Source organism: Natronomonas aquatica, assembly GCF_024449025.1.
GTDB classification, from domain to species: Archaea; Halobacteriota; Halobacteria; order Halobacteriales; family Haloarculaceae; genus Natronomonas; species Natronomonas aquatica.
Genome location: NZ_JAHLKM010000006.1, coordinates 1 through 18623 on the forward strand (window position 1 = coordinate 1; position 18623 = coordinate 18623).

18 protein-coding genes, 1 tRNA gene and 1 pseudogene are annotated in these 18623 nt (G+C 63.6%); 11 read left to right on the forward strand and 9 right to left on the reverse strand.

Translation table 11 applies throughout. The features are described 5' to 3' along the window. Positions 1 to 108: 108 nt before the first annotated feature. Positions 109 to 192: transfer RNA gene (locus tag KM295_RS06680), tRNA-Leu, on the reverse strand. A gap of 109 nt (positions 193 to 301) precedes the next feature. Between KM295_RS06680 and KM295_RS06685 the strand changes: the two genes are divergently transcribed. After that, positions 302 to 778 (forward strand): hypothetical protein, encoded by a 477-nt coding sequence (locus KM295_RS06685; protein WP_256029174.1) that lies wholly within the window; start codon positions 302 to 304, stop codon positions 776 to 778. A 14-nt stretch (positions 779 to 792) separates the two neighbouring features. Here the strand turns inward: KM295_RS06685 and KM295_RS17030 are convergent. From KM295_RS17030 to KM295_RS06700, 3 genes and pseudogenes are all read right to left on the reverse strand, one after another. Next, positions 793 to 1142 (reverse strand): annotated as a pseudogene (locus KM295_RS17030) (FAD-dependent oxidoreductase); the annotation flags it as partial. A gap of 106 nt (positions 1143 to 1248) precedes the next feature. Next, positions 1249 to 2589, reverse strand: coding sequence for a hemolysin family protein (locus KM295_RS06695; RefSeq protein ID WP_256029176.1), 1341 nt, complete (start codon positions 2587 to 2589; stop codon positions 1249 to 1251). A 94-nt stretch (positions 2590 to 2683) separates the two neighbouring features. Further along, a complete protein-coding gene (locus KM295_RS06700) occupies positions 2684 to 4249 on the reverse strand; it encodes a spermidine synthase (protein WP_256029177.1) in 1566 nt (521 codons plus the stop codon). A 204-nt stretch (positions 4250 to 4453) separates the two neighbouring features. On the opposite strand from KM295_RS06700, the gene KM295_RS06705 reads away from it, so the two are divergent. Further along, positions 4454 to 4744: a DUF7577 domain-containing protein gene (locus tag KM295_RS06705; protein WP_256029178.1), complete on the forward strand. Its 291-nt coding sequence runs from the start codon at positions 4454 to 4456 to the stop codon at positions 4742 to 4744. A 265-nt stretch (positions 4745 to 5009) separates the two neighbouring features. Further along, the gene (locus KM295_RS06710) at positions 5010 to 6437 is read left to right on the forward strand and encodes a DASH family cryptochrome (protein WP_256029179.1); all 1428 of its coding nucleotides are present in this window, start codon (positions 5010 to 5012) and stop codon (positions 6435 to 6437) included. An 18-nt stretch (positions 6438 to 6455) separates the two neighbouring features. Here the strand turns inward: KM295_RS06710 and KM295_RS06715 are convergent, their stop codons facing one another. Then, positions 6456 to 8021, reverse strand: a complete 1566-nt coding sequence (locus KM295_RS06715) for a cryptochrome/photolyase family protein (protein WP_256029180.1) — start codon at positions 8019 to 8021, stop codon at positions 6456 to 6458. A gap of 242 nt (positions 8022 to 8263) precedes the next feature. On the opposite strand from KM295_RS06715, the gene KM295_RS06720 reads away from it, so the two are divergent. After that, positions 8264 to 8410, forward strand: a complete 147-nt coding sequence (locus tag KM295_RS06720; protein WP_256029181.1) for an anaerobic ribonucleoside-triphosphate reductase — start codon at positions 8264 to 8266, stop codon at positions 8408 to 8410. 20 nt (positions 8411 to 8430) lie between these two features. Here KM295_RS06720 and KM295_RS06725 read toward each other — a convergent pair whose 3' ends face one another. Then, a complete protein-coding gene (locus KM295_RS06725) occupies positions 8431 to 9453 on the reverse strand; it encodes a deoxyhypusine synthase (RefSeq protein ID WP_256029182.1) in 1023 nt (340 codons plus the stop codon). Positions 9454 to 9659: 206 nt separating this feature from the next. On the opposite strand from KM295_RS06725, the gene KM295_RS06730 reads away from it, so the two are divergent. From KM295_RS06730 to KM295_RS06750, 5 genes are all read left to right on the forward strand, one after another. Further along, on the forward strand, positions 9660 to 10151 hold the full coding sequence (locus KM295_RS06730) for a hypothetical protein (RefSeq protein ID WP_256029183.1): 492 nt from the start codon (positions 9660 to 9662) through the stop codon (positions 10149 to 10151). Beyond that, positions 10148 to 11587 (forward strand): 4Fe-4S ferredoxin N-terminal domain-containing protein, encoded by a 1440-nt coding sequence (locus tag KM295_RS17035; RefSeq protein WP_256029184.1) that lies wholly within the window; start codon positions 10148 to 10150, stop codon positions 11585 to 11587. Before KM295_RS06730 ends, KM295_RS17035 begins: the two co-directional genes overlap by 4 nt. Continuing rightward, entirely contained in the window at positions 11587 to 12924 is a 1338-nt protein-coding gene (gene nrfD, locus KM295_RS06740; protein ID WP_256029185.1) for an NrfD/PsrC family molybdoenzyme membrane anchor subunit, read from the forward strand. The genes KM295_RS17035 and nrfD overlap by 1 nt, the downstream gene beginning before the upstream one ends. Next, complete coding sequence (locus tag KM295_RS06745) at positions 12924 to 13154, forward strand: hypothetical protein (RefSeq protein ID WP_256029186.1); 231 nt, start codon at positions 12924 to 12926, stop codon at positions 13152 to 13154. Before nrfD ends, KM295_RS06745 begins: the two co-directional genes overlap by 1 nt. Before the next feature lie 134 nt (positions 13155 to 13288). Continuing rightward, positions 13289 to 14410 carry an Mrp/NBP35 family ATP-binding protein gene (locus KM295_RS06750; protein ID WP_256029187.1) on the forward strand — a complete coding sequence of 374 codons (1122 nt, stop codon included), beginning with the start codon at positions 13289 to 13291 and terminating at the stop codon, positions 14408 to 14410. 3 nt (positions 14411 to 14413) lie between these two features. On the opposite strand, the gene KM295_RS06755 is transcribed toward KM295_RS06750, so the two are convergent. Next, a complete protein-coding gene (locus KM295_RS06755) occupies positions 14414 to 15127 on the reverse strand; it encodes an alpha/beta fold hydrolase (protein ID WP_256029188.1) in 714 nt (237 codons plus the stop codon). Between the two features lie 200 nt (positions 15128 to 15327). Between KM295_RS06755 and KM295_RS06760 the strand changes: the two genes are divergently transcribed. Together KM295_RS06760 and KM295_RS06765 are read left to right on the forward strand one after the other, a co-directional pair. Next, positions 15328 to 16578 (forward strand): Glu/Leu/Phe/Val family dehydrogenase, encoded by a 1251-nt coding sequence (locus KM295_RS06760; protein WP_256029189.1) that lies wholly within the window; start codon positions 15328 to 15330, stop codon positions 16576 to 16578. Positions 16579 to 16637: 59 nt separating this feature from the next. Next, positions 16638 to 17123, forward strand: coding sequence for a DUF309 domain-containing protein (locus KM295_RS06765; protein ID WP_256029190.1), 486 nt, complete (start codon positions 16638 to 16640; stop codon positions 17121 to 17123). 48 nt (positions 17124 to 17171) lie between these two features. Here the strand turns inward: KM295_RS06765 and KM295_RS06770 are convergent, their stop codons facing one another. Further along, positions 17172 to 18053: a hypothetical protein gene (locus KM295_RS06770; protein ID WP_256029191.1), complete on the reverse strand. Its 882-nt coding sequence runs from the start codon at positions 18051 to 18053 to the stop codon at positions 17172 to 17174. A gap of 238 nt (positions 18054 to 18291) precedes the next feature. Further along, entirely contained in the window at positions 18292 to 18615 is a 324-nt protein-coding gene (locus tag KM295_RS06775) for a transcription factor S (protein ID WP_256029192.1), read from the reverse strand. Positions 18616 to 18623 lie beyond the last annotated feature (8 nt).

Below are 18623 nucleotides of genomic sequence, written 5' to 3' on the forward strand. Positions count from 1 at the left end.
CCCCGGCGATGCGAGGGGAGGGATTTGAACCACGGTCAGAGCAGAGCTCTTCCCTGATTCAAATCCCTCCTGCATTCGCTTGCGGCGCGGTGAGCGCCGCTTCACTCATGCGAGGGGAGGGATTTGAACCCACGGACCTCTACAGGAGCGGATCTTGAGTCCGCCGCCGTTTCCGGGCTTGGCTACCCTCGCACGCAACTCCGGGTAACATCTTCATCGGATTTAACCCATCGGTTTTCCCCGCCCGCAACCCGCCCGGCTGAGACGGACCACAGAAGTGATTCGAGAACCAACGACGGGTATGCTCGATCACCCACGGCTCACATCCACCGACGCCGACGAGCCGGCGATCGCCCTCACGCTCGATCCGTCGGCCGACCACAGCTTCGCCGAGCCGTCGCGAGAGACGTTCGTCCTCTCGGCGCGTGCGGCCGGACTGCTCGTCGAGGATCTCGAATACGACGACCGCGAGGAGATCGCGCCGGTGACGACGCGGACGCTTCTGCTCACCGGCGGCGCCTACGTCCCCGAACAAAAACACGATCCCGTCGATCTCCTCGATCGGCTCCGGGTACCCGACGGCGGCAAGCACCCGACGGCGTCGGAGATCGAACGCGTCGCAGCATACCTGGAAAACAGCGAAATCGAACAGCGCGCGCGATGGCTCGCCGAGGAGGTGGTCGCCGAGAGCCGGCTCTCGGAGGTCATGGAGATAGACGACGTTCGGACGCGGCGCGAACGGATGAACGACCTCCGGGAGATCGCCAAGGACCTGTGATCGTCCGGCGGAATGTCCTCGTCGAGCCAGGCGTCGTCGAGGGAGTCGGTCAGCGTCCAGGTGTCGCGCATGGCGTTCTTCAGACACCCCGAGGCGCCGGAGGCGGGCGTCACGTCGAATACGATCCCGTCGCCAGCGATCTTGGCTTCACCCACGTCACGAGGTTTCTCGTCGGTGGTCACGATCTGCGGCCGGACGCCGCCGAACCCCTTCGCGCGTCGATGTCGTCCGGGTCGACGTTCGGGACGACCTTCCGGATGTCCGGCGGGAAGGCCCGCTTGCCGATGACCGGCAGATCGTAAATGGGGTTCTCGAGTACGTACGGTAACAGCACCCTGTCGGCGAGAATGTTCCCGTAGCTCAAAACCCTGGGAGAGTCCGAGGCCAACGGTTGTCCGGACTCAACCCCGTCTTTCTTTTGTCCGTTTCGATTTCGTCCGGGTCTTCGCCCGGAGTCCCCCCGTCGACGATCACTTCTCGGGTGTCTCGTCCGCTTCGTCCTCGTCGATCCTCTCGATCAGAACCGTCGAGATGCGGGTGCCGTCGACGCTCGTTACTTCGATCCCGTATCCGGCCTCCTCGATCCGGTCGCCCTGCCCGGGTACACGATCGAATCGCTCCAGAACCATCCCACCGATCGTCTCGAACTCCTCGCTCTCGAAACCGACACCGAGTCTGTCGTTGACCGTCGATAGTGCGACCCCGCCGTCGACGTCGTATCCGCCGCCGTCGCGCTGTCGGATCGACGGTTCCGGTTCGTCGGCGTCGAACTCGTCGCGAAGGTCGCCCACGATCGCCTCGACGACGTCCTCGATGGTCGCCATCCCCTCGAAGGAGCCCCACTCGTCGATCACTGCGGCCATCTGCTGGCGCTCGTCGCGGAACTCCATCAGGAGGTCGCTGATCGCCGTCGTCTCCGGGACGACGAGTATCTCTCTCGCAAGATCGTCGGCCGTCACGGACTTCTCGTCGGATTCGCCCGCCCGAAGCACGTCCTTGACGTCAACGAACCCGACGATCTCTTCGCCGTCCTCGGCGTCGACGACCGGGTATCGTGTGTGTCCGGCCTCGAGGACGAGCGATCGGAGTTCCGAAAGCGAATAGTCGGCCGGTACGCTCACCACGTCCGGCCGGGGAACCATGACCTCCCTGACGAGTACGTCATCGAGATCGAACACGCGCTCTATCATCTCGACTTCCGCCATGTCGACGTGTCCCGCCTCCCCGGATCGGGCCAGCACTCGCCGGAGCTCCCGCTCCTCGAGTGTCTCGTCCGTCTCGGAAGCCGGCGGAACCCCGATCAGCCGTGTGAAGGCGTTGGCCGTCCCGTTGAAGACCACGAGCCCCGGGTAAAACAGGTAGTAACAGAACTTCAGCGGAGGCGCGACGATAAGCGATATCCGTTCGGCCTCGGCGATCGCGATCGTCTTCGGGGCGAGTTCGCCGAAGACGACGTGGAGGAACGTAATGAACGTGAACGCGACCGCAAAAGCGACGATGTGGACGAAGTTCGCCGGGAGGAGCGATCCGAACACAGGTTCGATCAGCGACGCCACCGCGGGTTCGCCCGCCCAGCCAAGCCCCAGGGAGGCCAGCGTGATCCCGAGTTGCGTCACCGCGAGATAGTTATCCAGGTTCTCCATCGCGTTTTCCAGCGCCCCCGCGCCCGGGCGACCCTCCTCGACGAGCTGTTCGACTGACGTCGACCGGACCCGGACGAGGGCGAACTCAGAAGCGACGAAGAAGCCGTTCAACACGACGAGAACCAACGCGATCAGGAGCCGACCGACCGAGAACGCGACGTCTACCATCGCTGTTCCGCCCCGTCGTCGGATCGAGTTTGATACCGGTTCATACGCACCCGTTTTCGGGCCACCGTCAAAACACTGGCCGCTTCGTGACGACTCAATCGGCGGTCCCGTTCCCGACGGGGGCGTCCTCGACGACGTAGCGCTGTCCGACCATCGGATCGAGCAGACTGTCCACCGGCGCACGGTCGTCTCTGAGTATCGGGACGTCGTCGGTCGGCTCGTCGCGCCGATAGGTGTCGATCTCGCTTTCGAGGTCGATCCCGATCTCCCGGTTTCCGTTCCGGACCCGAAGCTCAGATTCCGTCACGACGTCGGGGTTTTTCGTCGCGACGACCTCGATGTTTTGGATCACGTTCGAGTCGACGGTCGGGAAGCTATAGACCTGCGGGAAGACCTGTTTCATGGTTCGGTACTCGGCACGATAGAATTCCGAGGCGGGGCCGCCCGGCGCGGAGATGAGGTTCGCGACCAGAATCCCGTCCGACGAGAGCCGATCGTTCGCCAGCTGCATGAACTCGACGGTCGTCATATGGAACGGCACCTTGTCCTTCTTGTAGGCGTCCAGCACGATGAGGTCGTAGGTCCGGTCCGTCTCCCGGAGGAACCGACGGCCGTCTTCGTTGTGGATGTTGAGCTGGTCGGACTCCTCGACGGCGAAGTACTCCTTTGAGACATCGATGACTTCGGGGTCGATCTCGACGACGTCGACGGTGGCGTCGTACTCCTCGACGAACCGTTTCGGCCCCGAGAACCCGCCGCCGCCGACGAACAGCACCCGATCGATCTCGTCGGGATCTTCCGCGAACAGATACGGCATGTGGAAATAGCGTGTGTAGCCGAAGACGTGACGGGTCGGGTCGGTCAGGTCCATCGCGCTGTGGCGCTGGCCGTCGAGATACAGCGTCCGCGTGTTGCCGAGATCGGCCACCTCGAGTTCCTGATACGGTGTCTGGGTCTGATAGACGACCTGCCCGCCGGTGGAGACGCCGACGGCGCCGCTCCCGACGGCCGCGATCAAAAGCAGCGCGACGGCGACGGTAGCGAAGAACGGCTCCCGGTCGATCGAGGGAAGCGAGATGGAAAACGCCGTGACGACGAGCAGGGAGCCGAACAGAAAGCTGATAATCTCGACCCCGAAGGTGGGGATGAGGAGAAACGTCGTGCCGAAGGCACCGAGGATGCTGCCGACCGTCCCGAGGGCGTACACGCGGCCGGAGGCTTCGCCCACTTCATCGGTGTTCGAGAGTTCGGCTGCGTAGGGGCTTATGAACCCCAGCAGATAGGTCGGCGGGCCGAAAAGCAGCGTGACGGCCGGCAGCGAGGCGAACCGGCTCGGCAACGGGAACGCCGAGCCGGCCGCCAAGAGCGGGTCGCCGGCGAAGATCAACACGGCGATGTATGCGGCCGTCCCGAGCAACAGCCACGACAGCCGTTCGACGCTGGCGCGCGCTCGGGCCCGCTTGCCGCCGTAGTGGTATCCGAGACTCAGTGCAGCGAGGAACACGCCGATGATGCTCCCCCACGTGTAGATGCTGCTGCCGAACTGGGGGGCGACGATGCGGCCGGCGAGGATCTCCAGCCCCATACTCGCCACGCCCGAGACGAACACTGCGATTTCCGGGGCGGTCGTCCGCCGGAGCGACCGATCCAGAGACGGCATATACTAGCCGGTACGGCGTTTCGGGGATAAAGGTGCTGTCGTCTCGACAGTATCGCCGCGAGATCCCACGGCGGAAGCGGGGCCCACCCCCGCGGTCATCGCGGACGTCTCCGGGCAATCCGGTTCCCGTTTCGAATTCGGACCGATAGGTCCATCGGCCGTGAAAAACGTAAATACGGGCCGACAACAATGTTATACGTTGCCATGGATGCGATGCTCCTCGTAGCGGTCGGTTTGCTCGTCGGCTTTACGCTGGCGGTGACCTCGACGATGCGGGAGCGCTACGGGGAAAGATACGAGCACGAGCGGGAGTTCCTGCGGGAGCGACAGCCGGAGGCATGGGGTCTGATCGACGCGGGAAGCGCCGCCGAGGAAACGGCGGACGGGGACGTTCCCGCCGATCGCTGTCCAGCCTGTGAGACGGCGAACGAAAGCGGCTACACCTACTGTCGTCGCTGTGGAGTCCGGCTCCCGGTGGGAGAAACGGGGGACTGATACTGTCGGCTACAGCGATTTCGAAATATTCGTTCCCCGAAGATGTCCGCACGAACGTATAGTCGACAGTATGATTGTCCCCCCGACGTAAGCTCCCCCGGCCGCCAGTCCAACGTTTGGAGTCTCGGAAGACACGACTCGCGAGCTATCCGTACTTAATTGGCTAGTAGCTGTCCGGTTTCCACTGCACATTATACTGTGGGACGTGCCCAAAGCCCGAGCCACACTGAAACAGATATTTGATCCGCCCATTCCTACTACCTGCATGGAAACCACCGTCGTCTGGTTTCGGGACGACATTCGAATCACGGACAATCCGACGCTCGCAGACGCCGTCGAGGCCTCCGACGTAGTGGTACCCGTATACATCTTCGATTCCCGCGAATACGGGGAGACTCGGTACGGGACTGAAAAACGTGGTCCACACCGTACACGGTTTCGGCGAGAGAGTGTTCACGACCTCCGGACGTCACTACAGGAGCGCGGCGGTTCGTTGTTCGTTCGGCAGGGCCGCCCCGAGGTGATCCTGCCGGAACTGGCGGATCGCACCGACGCCGAAGCCGTCTATGCCCAGACGAAGCCGGCGGTCGAGGAACTAAAACGAGAGCGGAGCGTCCGGGACGCCCTGCCGGAGAGGGTCAGCTTCGAACGCCGGTGGACGCACACACAGTATCACCTCACGGACCTCCCGACCCCGTACGATCGGATCGACGATACGTTCACTCCCTGGCGAAAGGAGGTCGAGCGCGACAGCACGGTTCGCGATCCGGTGTCGACCCCTGACACGGTTCGGACGCCGGATCTCGAACCGGGGGAGATCCCGGCGCAGTCGGATCTGGGCGTCGGGGAGCCACCATCGGACGACCGTGCAGTGTTGCCGTTCGAGGGCGGGGAGTCGGCCGGCAAGCGCCGGCTAGAGGAGTACGTCTGGGCGGGCGATCACCTCAGAGAATACAAAGGAACCCGGAACGAACTGTTGGGCGCGAACTACTCGTCGAAGTTCTCGCCGTGGCTGGCGGCAGGATGTCTCTCGCCGCGGTGGATCCATGCCGAAGTTCAGCGCTACGAAGACGACCGTGTCGCAAACGAGGACACGTACTGGTTGGTGTTCGAACTGCTGTGGCGGGACTTCTTCCAGTTCCAGTTCCTCAAACACGGCGTGGACTTCTTCACGCCGACCGGCATCCGAAACGAGGACAAAGAATGGGACCGCGACCGCGAAGCGTTCCGCAGGTGGAAAGAGGGAACGACGGGCGTTCCGTTCGTCGACGCGAACATGCGGGAACTAAACCGGACAGGATACATGTCCAACCGGGGGCGCCAGAACGTCGCCTCCTTTCTCGCAGACGCGCTCGGTATCGACTGGCGGTGGGGCGCAGCCTACTTCGAATCACGCCTGATCGACTACGACGTCGCCTCGAACTGGGGCAACTGGGCCTACCAGGCTGGCGTGGGCAACGATTCCCGGGACGGCTATTTCGATGTCCTCTCTCAGGCCGAGCGATACGACAGCGAGGCCGCGTACGTGACGACCTGGCTCCCGGAACTGGAGGGACTCTCGCCGACGTTCGCACACCGTCCCTGGCGGATGAGCGACCGGGAGCAGACCGAATACGGCATCGAACTGGGTGTCGACTACCCGCGGCCGATGCTCGACATCGAGGCCCGGTACCGCGAGTTACGGAACACCTGATAGGGGGTCCGTGTCCTCTCAGAGGTCGCCGTCGGTAGCACGGTCGCGCAGATCCGCGACGCGGTCACGGACGGCGTCCATCTCGCCGGACTCACGCTTGTCGTCGACGTGGCTGTACATCAATCCCATCCGGTGGTTGCTCCGCAGGCGGTCCTCGTTGCGGTCGAGAAACTGCCAGTACAGCGCGTTGAACGGACAGGCGTCAGCACCGGTGTTCGCGTCCTGATCGTACGCACAGTCCGTACAGTAATCGGACATCCGATCGATGTAGTTAGCCGAGGAGACGTACGGTTTCGTCGCGAAGACGCCGTGGCCGAACTGCCCCATCTCGATGACGTTTGGGGTCGTTACCCAGTGGTAGGCGTCGATGTAGGTCGCGTGGAACCACTCGTTCAGTTCGCTCGGTTCGACACCCCACAGCGTGGCGAAGTTCGCCAGGACCATCAACCGCTGGATGTGGTGTGAGTATCCCCGTTCGTGGACATCGTCGACCGTCTCGCTCAGACAGTTCATCCCTGTCTCGCCGGTCCAGTACAGGTCCGGGAGGTCACGGTCGGCAGCGAGTTGGTTGGCTGTCGCCAGTTCGGGCATCGCGTGTCGGTACACGTGACGCATGAACTCCCGCCAACCCAACAGCTGCCGGATGAACCCCTCCGCGGAACTGATTGGCACATCCGCGCGCTCCTCGTAGGTCTGCTCGACTTCCTCTATGACCTCCACCGGGTGGAGGAGGCCGAGATTGATCGCCCCGCTCACGAGCCCGTGAGCCATCGCCCAGTCGTCGGCCCGCATCGCGTCCTGATAGGGGCCAAACGCCGGTAATCGCTCCGTGAGGAAATGGTCCAGGTGGTCGCGGGCCTGGTCGCGCGTGACCGGCCAGGGGAACGACCGCAGTTCGTCGTTTCCCCACGTATCGAACTCCTCGCGCACCCATGCCGACACTTCTTCGATGACAGCGCCGTGCTCGTGGGTCGGCACGGATGGTGCCTCCCAGTCTTCCGGTGGCACGTCCCGGTTTTCTCCGTCGTAGTTCCACTCCCCGCCGGCCGGATCGCTGTCGGACATGAGGACACCGGACTCCCGGCGCATCCACCGATAGAACTGCTCGTGTCGGAACTGCCCGCCGTCGTTGGCCCACTCGTCGAACGCCCGGCGCGTGCTGGCGAATAGTTCGTTCTCGACGACCCGGAGGGTTCCGCCGGCCTCGGCGACGAGGTCCCGAAGACGTCGTTCGGAGTTATAGCTGGGTGAGCGCATCGTCACCAGCGTGCTTTCCGGATTGTCCTCGAAGAACGTGGCGAACGCTTCGCCGAACGTGTCGGCCTGTATGTAGGTCACGTCGTATCCGGCCGCACGCAGACGGTCACGGAATCGCCGCATCGCAGCGAACACGAGCGTCAGTTTGTGGTGGTGATAGGGCATCCGTCGAGCGAAGTCGTGAGCCTCGACGAGCAGTACCTGACTTCCCTCGGACACACGGGCAAGCGGCCCACACTGCTCGGAGAGATGCGTCCCGAGAATCCAGGGCACCTCGTCGTCACCCACCGCGTACTCCGGCGGTTTTCCGACTATTGGTTGGCGCATACTATCGGCACGAACCGGAGATGCATAAGTCGCTGCCACGGGGACGCCGTCTATGTTAGAGGTGGCCGGATATTTCGGTGTCTACAGCCAAAGAGGGCGGCCTCGGAACTCATAGGGGTCGTCACTGCCGGCTGCCTACACCGGCTCGGGTCGGTCGTTCGTCACTGGCCGGACGGCCTACCGGATGTGGCCTACTCACAGTTCGGGACACGCTTAAATACTGCGACGAGGGACGTACAAGTATGGCAACCGAAACCATGTCCCGATGTCTGGCGTGTGGTTTCGAAGCACCCGCCGGCGCCGACGCCTGGAGTTCGGTCCAGCACCCGCCACTCGGGGAAATGACGCAGTGTCCCGAATGCGGGAGTACCGAAACCCGACAGCTGTAGTCACGCTCGGACCGCTCGGGTTACTCGATCCGATCGAGCGCGGCGGCCACGACCAGCGGCAGGGTGATCGTCGCGTCGGCGTACACCGAGACGTTTCTGGCGTCGTGCTCGAGTTTCCCCCACGAGCGGGCCTCGTCCAGCGTCGCTCCCGAAAGCCCGCCCGTCTGTGGGGGGTCCATCGTCAACTGGACGGCGTACTCGTAGGCGCCGGGCGTGACGAGCATCGTCTGCAGGACGTAGTTTTTCGGAACGCCGCCACCGACGACGAACGCCGCCGTCGAGTCGGCCTCGTATGCCTGATCGTTTAGTGGCGACATATCAGAGAGCGCATCGAGCGAAAAGCCCGAGACCTGCGAGCGGAGCCACGCCTGCAGTCCGAGTACCGAATCCTGGATCGCGGGCGCGTATACCGGGACGCCGTTTTCGTAGGCCGCGGCGGCGATACCGGGGTCCTCGTCGACGCCCTCGCGATCGTTTGTTTCGGCGTTGGCTCGGCCGAGTTCACGCGTGAATTCGGCGATCGGGACGACCTCCTCGCCGAGGGCGTCGAAGACCTCCTCGCGGAGGTGGTTCTCGAAAAGGGTGAAGTGCTCCTGGGGGAGATAGACGTTGTAGATCCGGTCGACGCCCTCCTCGCGGAGGCGTTCGTCGAACGCCCGACCCTCGAAATCCGGGTGTTCGTCGGTGCCGTGGTGGTGCTTGCCGCCGATCGCCTCGATGGCATCGTGAGTCAGGTTCGCGCCGGTCGTCACGAGAGCGTCGATGTGGCCCTCCCGGATGAGATCCGAGACGATCGCCCGCATTCCCGCCGGCACCATCGCGCCCGCGAGTCCGAAAAAGACGGTCGTCCCCTCGTCGTCGAACATCTCGCCGGTCACCTCGATCGCCTCGGCGAGGTTCGCGGCGCCGATGCCCGCCTTGCCGTACTCGGTGGCCAGTTCCGAGACGCTCATCCCCGAGGAGACGCGCGCATGGTCGATCGGATCGTGATCGAACGCCTCTCGCCCGGGTGAGTCGTGTCCGTCGCCCCTGTCGTCGGTCATGTCTTCGAGGTCGGACGCGATCGGTTTAACAGCGCGGATCCGGCGGCGATCGCGTCCGAAACAGATTATAAGAATCAAGGAAATAGGGACTGTGTAATAATAAGTGTGCTGGATCGCCGTAAAACGACGGAGTAAGAGCCTGTAGTTGTTGATGCTCACAGTCGAATGAGGTGTATTTAATACCGTTGAGTCAAAGAGCCATGTTGATGGCAGTGTCCGGTTCCGACTGGCGAAAATCCGCCGACGGATACTGGACGGACACGACCCTCGGGGTCGTTTCTGTCCGTCCGGATCGTGGCGGAGCCTCCGCGGTTTCCGACCCTCGGACCGGCGGACGCCGGAGCGACGTCGATCGGACACTCGCCGACGACACGGACAGAAATACGAACGGTACAGGGTTCGATCCCGTCGAAACGGACGGGAGCGTCTCTCCCCGACCTCTGGCCATCGGAGCCCCCGGAGAGGACGCGCCCATCACAGAACACCCCGACGACGAACCCACGAAGGACGTGGACATCGACACTAGCGGGGATCCGGCGGGACCCGATCTCGACGAAGCCGAGCTTTCTTTGCGCTATCTTCACGCTCGGTCCGGGTACTCGATGGAACGCGGTGATCGTCGACCGATCCACGAGAAAGCGCCCGGCGCGAACGGGAGTTGTGGACGGACCACGGATCAAACGGTGATAATCAAATGAGTAGAGAGGACGACTCCTGTGGTCACGGAAGCTGTGGCTGCGGGGACGACGAAACAGCGGACGAATCGTTCCACCCGATGGGTGAGGAGTACGAGGCCGAGATGCGGGAGATGCTCGACGACACCGAGTACGATACCGAACTCGGCATGGACATGGCCGAAGACTCCTTGCGGCTCATCCAGGGTGAGATCTCCGAAGCGGAGTTCCACGAGAAGTACAACGAGGCCGTCGTGGAGGAGTTCGACGTCGACGACCGTCCGACGGTCGAAGCCTTCGAGGAGATGAAGGCCGAAGAGGACGAAAACGGGGGCCTCTTCGAAAAGCTGACCGGCGACGAAAGCATCGCCGAGAAGCTCTCGAACGTTGATACCGAGATGAACCAGAGCCGCCGGGACACGATGAAAAAGATGGGTGCCGGAGCCGCGGCGCTCGGCCTCGGTGGCGTCGCGTCGGCACAGAGTTCTGGCGATCCCAAGGACGACGGCTACGGCGCCGAGCCGGTCGGGGACACCTCCGAGGAAGGTCCCCAGATGGGGATGGTCATCGACCTCGAACGCTGTGACGGCTGTCTGGAGTGTGTCACGGGCTGTATCGAGGAAAACCAGACCTCGACCGGCGCGAACTGGATGTACGTGCTCACCTACGAGGACGAAAACTCCGAGCAGGAGAACTTCCTCGTGCGACCCTGCCAGCACTGTACGAACGCGCCGTGTGAGAAGGTCTGTCCGGTTCGGGCACGACACACGCGCGACAAGGACGGGATCGTCCTCACGAACTACGAGACCTGTATCGGCTGCCGGTACTGTCAGGTCGCCTGCCCCTACGGTGTTAACTACTTCCAGTGGGGCGAACCCGACGTGCCCTATGAGGACCTCCCGGGCTCGGAGAACGATTTCGAGGAGCTCAAACAGATGCCCGACGACGAGCGAAACGAGCACCTCACGGAAGACAACGACCACATCCACGACGGGCGCGGCCAGTGGAGCGACATGCGCCCGCCGCAGGGTGTCATGGGCAAGTGCACCTACTGTCCCTCCCGGCAGGACGGCCACCAGGGCGAAGAGAAGGTCGGGACGACCGCCTGTATGGAAGCGTGTGACGCCGCAGGGATGAGCGCGATCCACTTCGGCGACATGAACGACCCCGAGAGCCGACCCCAGCAGTACCTGCAGCAGCGCGCCGAGCAGGACTTCGCGCGCGATACCGAACTCGACAACGGCGAGCAGTGGGGCGAGACGGTCACGCCGTGGGGGAAGCTCTCTGCGTGGCAGCTGCTCGAAGACCTCGGTACGGAACCGAACGTCGTCTATCTGGGCAACCAGCCCGGTCCGGATGCCGAGCAGATCGAAGGCCCGGTCACCTACGAACAGATCGGCGCCGACGACAACCGGAAGGAGCACCTTGACCAGTTCACGGTCGGTACGGGTGATGACTGATGAGTTCGAGAACGCCTAACTCCGACGACATCGTCCGCCCGATGCAGCGCACCCAGAAGTGGTATTACGTCGTCTTCGGGCTCGCCAGCCTGCTCGCGCTCGTGTGGTTCGGCCTCTGGTCCATCCAGCTCAGTCGTGGCCTCGCCGTCACGAACCTCGCCGACTGGGGGTCCGCCGGCGGCGTCACCTGGGGGCTGTACATCGGCGCGTTCATCTGGTGGGTCGGCATCGCCCACGGCGGGATCATCCTCTCGGCGGCAGTCCGGCTGTTCGGGATGAAACGGTACCTGCCGGTCGCCCGCCTCGCCGAACTGCTCACGATCGGCGCGCTCAGCATGGCCGGGTTTTACATCATGATCCACCTCGGTCGCCCCGACCGGATGGCCTGGAGTGTCATTCAGTCCTATCCGGTGACAGTCCACCAGTCGCCGCTGGTGTGGGACGTGACCGTCATCACGATGTACATGGTGATGACGCTCACGTACCTCGGGTTGACCGTCCGGTACGACATCAACCGGCTCCGCGACGACCTGCCGGGGTACCTCGAACCGGTCTACAAGCTCGCGACCCTCGGTTACTCCGAGAGGGAGGACGAGGTCATAGAGCGGATCGTCTGGTGGCTCGCGCTGGGCGTCATCGTGATGGCGCCGCTTCTCCTCCACGGTGGCGTCATTCCGTGGCTCTTTGCGTTGCTCCCGTCGATGCCCGGCTGGCAGGGCGCGATCCAGGGCCCGCAGTTCCTGACGATCGCGCTCACGTCGGCGATCGCCGGCGTCATCATCCTCGCGCTCGTACTGCGTCGCGCCTACGACTGGTACCACATCCTCACGGACGACATCATCCGCGGCCTGACGCTTTGGCTCGGGCTGTTCGGCCTGCTTTTCATCTGGCTGCAGCTCCAGCAGGTCATCACCGGCGTCTACGCCGCACCGCTGGACGAGCGGGCGATCGCACACGCGAAGATCTCCGCGCCGCCCTACCAGTTCGCGATCGGCGTCGTCATACTGGCGATGGCGTACATCTTCGCCCAGGCGGTCAAACCCAGCGTCTTCAGCGTCCGACGATCGCTGGCGGCGTCCGTGCTTATGCTCGCCGGCACGCTGACCGAGAAGGTGCTGTTCGTCTTCGAGGGACTGGAGTACCCGACCTTCGACATGTACTACAACACCCCGGGACACTACTTCCCCAGCCCGATAGAGATCGGCTCACTCGTCGGTACGCTCGCGCTGTGTACGCTGTTCTTCCTCGTGATTCTAAAGGTCATTCCGGTGATCGAATTACACGCGATCGAGGAACTGCGTGGCGAGGGCCACGCGCCAGCGGAGGGTGATGACTGATGGCTGAGTTCGACGTCTGGAACGTCCTCTATCCCGGTACCTGGGTCATCTTCGGCATCATCGGCCTGCCGATATACACCGCGGTTCTCGGGTGGTTCCTCGGGAAACCACGACTGCCGAAGAAGTCGCTGATGGCTCTCAGCTATCTGGTCGGCTTCATCGTCTCGATGTGGGTCGGCGTCTACATCATCACGATCCTGATCGGCATGGTCTTCCCGCCCGCGATGTGACGCCGGGGTCGACAGTTCTTTCTATCGTTGCTTCCCGTTTCGACTCTTTTTGACGCTGCTTCGATCCGGAGCGGCTCGTTTTCGATTGGGGAAATAAAGCCTCATACGTACCCGTGCCGTAGGGCGACCAACAGATGAGCGAACTCGAAGACGAACTCGAAGCGAGGCTCCGGGAGATCGAAGACCCACTGGTCGGTGAGGACATCATCACGATGGGGCTCGTCAACGACGTCGAGATCGACGATGGGACCGCCTCGATCTCGCTCGCGTTCAACACCCCCTTCGCACCGGGTGAACTCGAACTCGGGGACGCGGTCCGGGAGGCCGTCGCCGACGTCGGGCTCGAACCGAACCTCTATGCGGAGGCCGGCGAGGAGCAGGGCTTCGACGAGGAGGTCATGCCGAACGTCCGCAACGTCGTCGCCGTCGCATCCGGGAAAGGCGGCGTCGGCAAGACGACCGTCGCCGCCAACCTCGCCGCCGGGCTCGAAGACATGGGCGCCCGGGTCGGACTACTCGACGCCGATATCCACGGACCGAACGCCCCCCGCGTCCTCCCCGTCGAGGAGGAACCGGGCGTGACGCCCGACGAGAAGATCGTCCCGCCGACCGCCGACGGCGTGAAGGTCATGAGTATGGGCTTTCTGCTCGGCGAGAAGGACGACCCGGCCATCCTCCGGGGACCGATGGTCAACAACGTCATGACACACTTCTTCGAGAACGTCGAGTGGGGCGCGCTCGATTACCTCGTTGTCGATCTCCCGCCGGGGACCGGCGACGCTTCCCTGGATCTCGTCCAGACGCTACCCGTCGCCGGGGTCGTCATCGTGACGACACCCCAGCAGATGGCCGTCGACGACGCCCGGAAGGGGCTCCGTCTCTTCGAGAAGCACAACACCCCCGTTTTGGGAATCGTCGAGAACATGAGCCGCTATCACTGTCCGAACTGCGGCGACGAACACGATCCCTTCGGTCGCGGCGGGGCCGAGGAGATCGCCGACTCCTACGACGTCGAACTCCTCGGTCAGATCCCGATCCACGAACACTTCGGCGCCGACGGTACCGCCGATCCGGCCGTCAAACTCGAGGACAGCCCGGTTCGGGAACCGGTTCGTGATCTCGTCGACGGGATCGCCGATCGGATCGGTGAGGTCAACCGCCGGAAAGTGGCCGACATGCTCGATCTCGGCGGACGCGAAGAGGACCAAAGCCCCGCCGACGGCCGCCCGAAGGGCGGCGCCGGACCCAAGCTGTAGCCGCTATTTTCCGGCCGCTATCAGCGTCTCTGCGGTCTCGATCGGCATCGAGAGGAACGGCGAGTGACTCGCCGGAAGCGTCAGTGTCAGATCACACCCCCGGTCTTCGATCATCGCTCGCTGCTGTTCGATCGTTATCGCCCGATCGTTTCCGCACCGTACGTAGACGCGTCGGACGGTTTCGAAACGGCCCTCGGAGATCGAAACCGGCGCCGAGAGGGGTTCGAGCGGTTCGGGTCGGACCAGCGCTCGGGCCAGTGCGACGTCGCTCGCCGAACAGTCCGCATAGAAGAGCCCCTCGAGTTTGTCATCGGCGATAACCCCGACGCCGCGTGCCTCGTCGGCCACGAAGCTCTCGGAGATCAGTGACCCTTCGACGCGCTGATCGATCATCGATTCGTCGTCCGGCGGGAGGTACGCCGTCAGGTATACGAGCGTCCCGATCTCGTCGGGGCACCGTTCGGCGACCTGCGTGATGACCATGCCGGCCATGCTGTGTCCCACGAGGGTGACCGACTCGTCCGGCGTCCTGACCGCCTCACAGACGCGCTCGACGTAATCCTCGAAGGAGACGTCCCCGAAAGGTATCATGTCGATGCCGTGCGCCGGGAGGTCGAAGGCGACGACGTCGTGGCCGCGGGCTTCGAGTTCGGGGACGACCTTGTGCCAGCACCACGCGCCGTGGTAGGCACCATGGACCAGAACGAACGTACTCATCGGAACCGCCTCCGGTATCGTCGAACCATGATCGGGCGGACGGTTCCCCGTTTATTAAACGTTGATCTCGTTCCCCGAACGGTCACCGGGCCACCGGGTGTCGCCGGCCAGATCCGGAACCGGACCGCCGGACCGGGAAAGCGACCGACGATGAACTTCGACGGGTGGGAGTTATATGTCCGTCCAGAGAATCCCTCCCCATGAGCGAGACGAGTCCCCTAGAGAACATGCTGGCACAGATGTCGGCCGCCCGTCCGTACGCCGACATCGACGACGGCGTCTTCGAGCGGCTGAAACACCCCGAGCGGACGCTGAAGGTGACTCTCCCGATCCACCGCGACGACGGCTCAATCGAGGTCTACGAGGGGTACCGCTGTCAGTTCGACTCCGCCCGGGGGCCGTACAAGGGCGGCGTCCGCTATCACCAGTCGGTCACCCGCGAGGAAGTCGAGGCGCTGGCTGGGTGGATGACCTGGAAGACGGCGCTGATGGACCTGCCGTACGGCGGAGCCAAAGGCGGCGTCGTCGTCGATACCCGGGACCTCTCGGACCGAGAGATCGAGCACCTCACCCGTCGTTACACCGAGGGGATCCGGCGGATGATCGGTCCCGCGATGGACGTGCCGGCGCCGGACATCAACACCGGGCCCCAGGAGATGGCGTGGATGATGGACACATACTCGATGTACGAGGGGTACGTCGTCCCTGACGTGGTGACCGGCAAACCGCTCTCGATCGGCGGGACAGCCGGTCGTGTCGAGGCGACGGGCCGGGGGGTTGCGATCACCGCCGACCACGCCTTCGAGTACTTCGAGCGCGATCTCACCGAGGCGACGATCGCGATCCAGGGGTTCGGCAACGTCGGCAGCGTCACAGCCCGGCTCCTGGACGAGCGCGGCGCCGACATCGTCGCCGTCAGCGACATCACCGGAGGAGTCTACAACGCCGACGGGCTCGATACCGGCGCGCTCGAAGCCCACCTCGAGTCGACAGGTGGCGTCGCGGGGTTCGAGGGCGGGCGATCGATCGACAACGACGACCTCCTCCGACTCGACGTCGACGTGCTCTGTCCGGCCGCCTTAGAGAACGCCATTACGGTCGATGTCGCCGAAGAATTGCGGGCCGACCTCGTGTTGGAGGCCGCCAACGGTCCGACGACCGTCGCGGCCGACGAGGTCCTCCGGGAACGTGACGTGCCCGTCGTCCCCGATATCCTCACGAACGCGGGTGGGGTAATCGTCTCCTACCTCGAGTGGGTACAGAACTCCCAGCAGTACTCGTGGGATCTCGAGGGGGTCAACGCCGACCTCGAACGCCGGATATCGACGGCCTTCGAGGAGACCATCGAGGCTTTCGCCGAACGGGAGACGCCGGACCTGCGGACCGCTGCCTACGCCGTCGCCCTGGAACGGGTCGGGGACGCCCACGGGGTCCGGGGTCTTTTCCCCTGATTTCTGTCGGTCTCCGGCGATCGTACGGAACAGGAAAGCCTAATTGATAAACCTACTCGATGGACGAACATACGGACGATCCCACTGTCGAACCGCCCCAGTCGGGGACCCCGACGGGCTGGAATCCAGACTCCGAGACGTGGAAGCAAGCGACGCTGCGGCGCGCCGCTATCCACGGTGTCCGACTGTATAACGCTGGCGCGTTTCACGAATCCCACGACTGTTTCGAGACGGAGTGGTACAACTACGGGAGCGGAACCACCGAAAGCGCATTCGCTCACGGAATGGTACAGGTTGCGGCGGGCGCGTACAAGCACTTCGACTTCGGGGATGACGACGGAATGCGGAGCCTCTTCGGGACGGCGCTGCAGTACCTCCACGGCGTCCCGAGCGATTATTACGGACTCGACATCCTTGATGTCCGAACGCGGCTCACGAACGCACTAGAGGACCCGACCGCCCTGGAGGGGTGGCGAATACGGATCGACGGAACCCGGCCGGAAGCCGGACCAGCGGATTACGAGCATGCCGAAAACCTCGAATGAGATACTTCCTGTACCCGACGGTCCGGTCGATTGGTTCCCGTCTGCGAATCACGCGCGCCAAATAACGTTCCACGCCGCGTACTGTCTGACATCGCTTCCACTGTGGAAAAGCCGTAGTCCGTCGATTTCCGCCTCCGACGGCACAACGAACGGGAGAACACCTTCCTCGAAGAACCCGTCGACGATCTCGTTGGACCCATCGTACATATCGTCCCGTTCGTACTCGGTCCGGCTCATCGGTTCGAACTGCACGCCCGTCGCGACCAGCCCCACGCCCACCCGTTTCGGTGTCGTTCGCGTCGTCCCGGAGTTGTTTTCGACGCGGAAATCGATGAACACGAACTTCTCTCCCTCGCCGGCGCGGTGTACGTTCCGTTCGCCGTCCGGACCGGTGTACTCGTAACGCGATTCGAACCGGGGATTCGACGCAGTGATAGCCAGCCCTGTCGACGTTTGATAGGGTTCCCCCCAGCTCCGGGTGGGTGTTTGTACCACCGTCTCCTTTGCATCCATGACTCGGGGTCGGTCCTCGGGGACGAGATAAAACTCCCACAGGATCGTCCCGGCTTCGTCGGACGCGAACGCTCCCGACTCGAACGACTCCGATCCGCCGGATCGGAGCGTGATCTCTTCGTTGAACAGCGTCTCGGGTACCTCCCGGTCGGCGAGTGCTACGTCCAGCCCGAAGGTCGCCTCCATATCCTCGCCCTCGTTTCTCATCATGGCCCCGAACGTGAACTCCTCGTCGACTTCGACTTCCGCCGGCACGTCGGCGCTGATCGTGTAATCGAGGTCCGGTTCGCCATCGGCCCGGCTCTCACTATTTTGTCCGCCCTCTGCTCCCGTGGTCGTCCCGTCGGTCTCGCTATCGGGCGAACCCGACCCCGCATCCCCTCCGTCGTCGCGTCCACACCCGGCTAACGAGGCCACGGCAGCGGCCGACAAAGACAAAACGAAACGGCGCCTCATAGCCTGGTGTAGGTCTGTCGAATGAAAAGCGTTCCCACGACTCACCCATGTTGCCGGCTATTCGTCCGTGTCGGTCCTGCGCTACCGATATCGGCGCTAGCTGGCGGTATCCATCCTGTCGGGGTGCTGTGTGCCGTTTCGGTGGTTACTGTGAACGCCGATCCACGTCGCGCTCGCGATCACGCTATAGCCGACAGTATCAGCTGTACTCGCGCCACCGATAGCCACACTCTTTGCATTTGAAAAATCGCGTCGGCGGCTCGTCGGCGGCGCCCGTCTGTTTGATCGTATACCACGCGACGCCGTGGCCACACTCCTCGCAGGTGACGTCCTCGGCGGTCGGTTTGCCCTCGAAGTCGGCGTCGGCCGAGGACTCGATGACGTCGTCTTCGCTTTGAGATTCGGTGCTGACGAACGACTCCGCCAGCGTCTCGTCTTTGCGCTGGGTCGCCCCACAGGAGGAACAGACCATCTCCTCGCCGTCGGCGTGCATCATCGACCCGCACTCGTCGCAAAACTGCATGTCCGTCG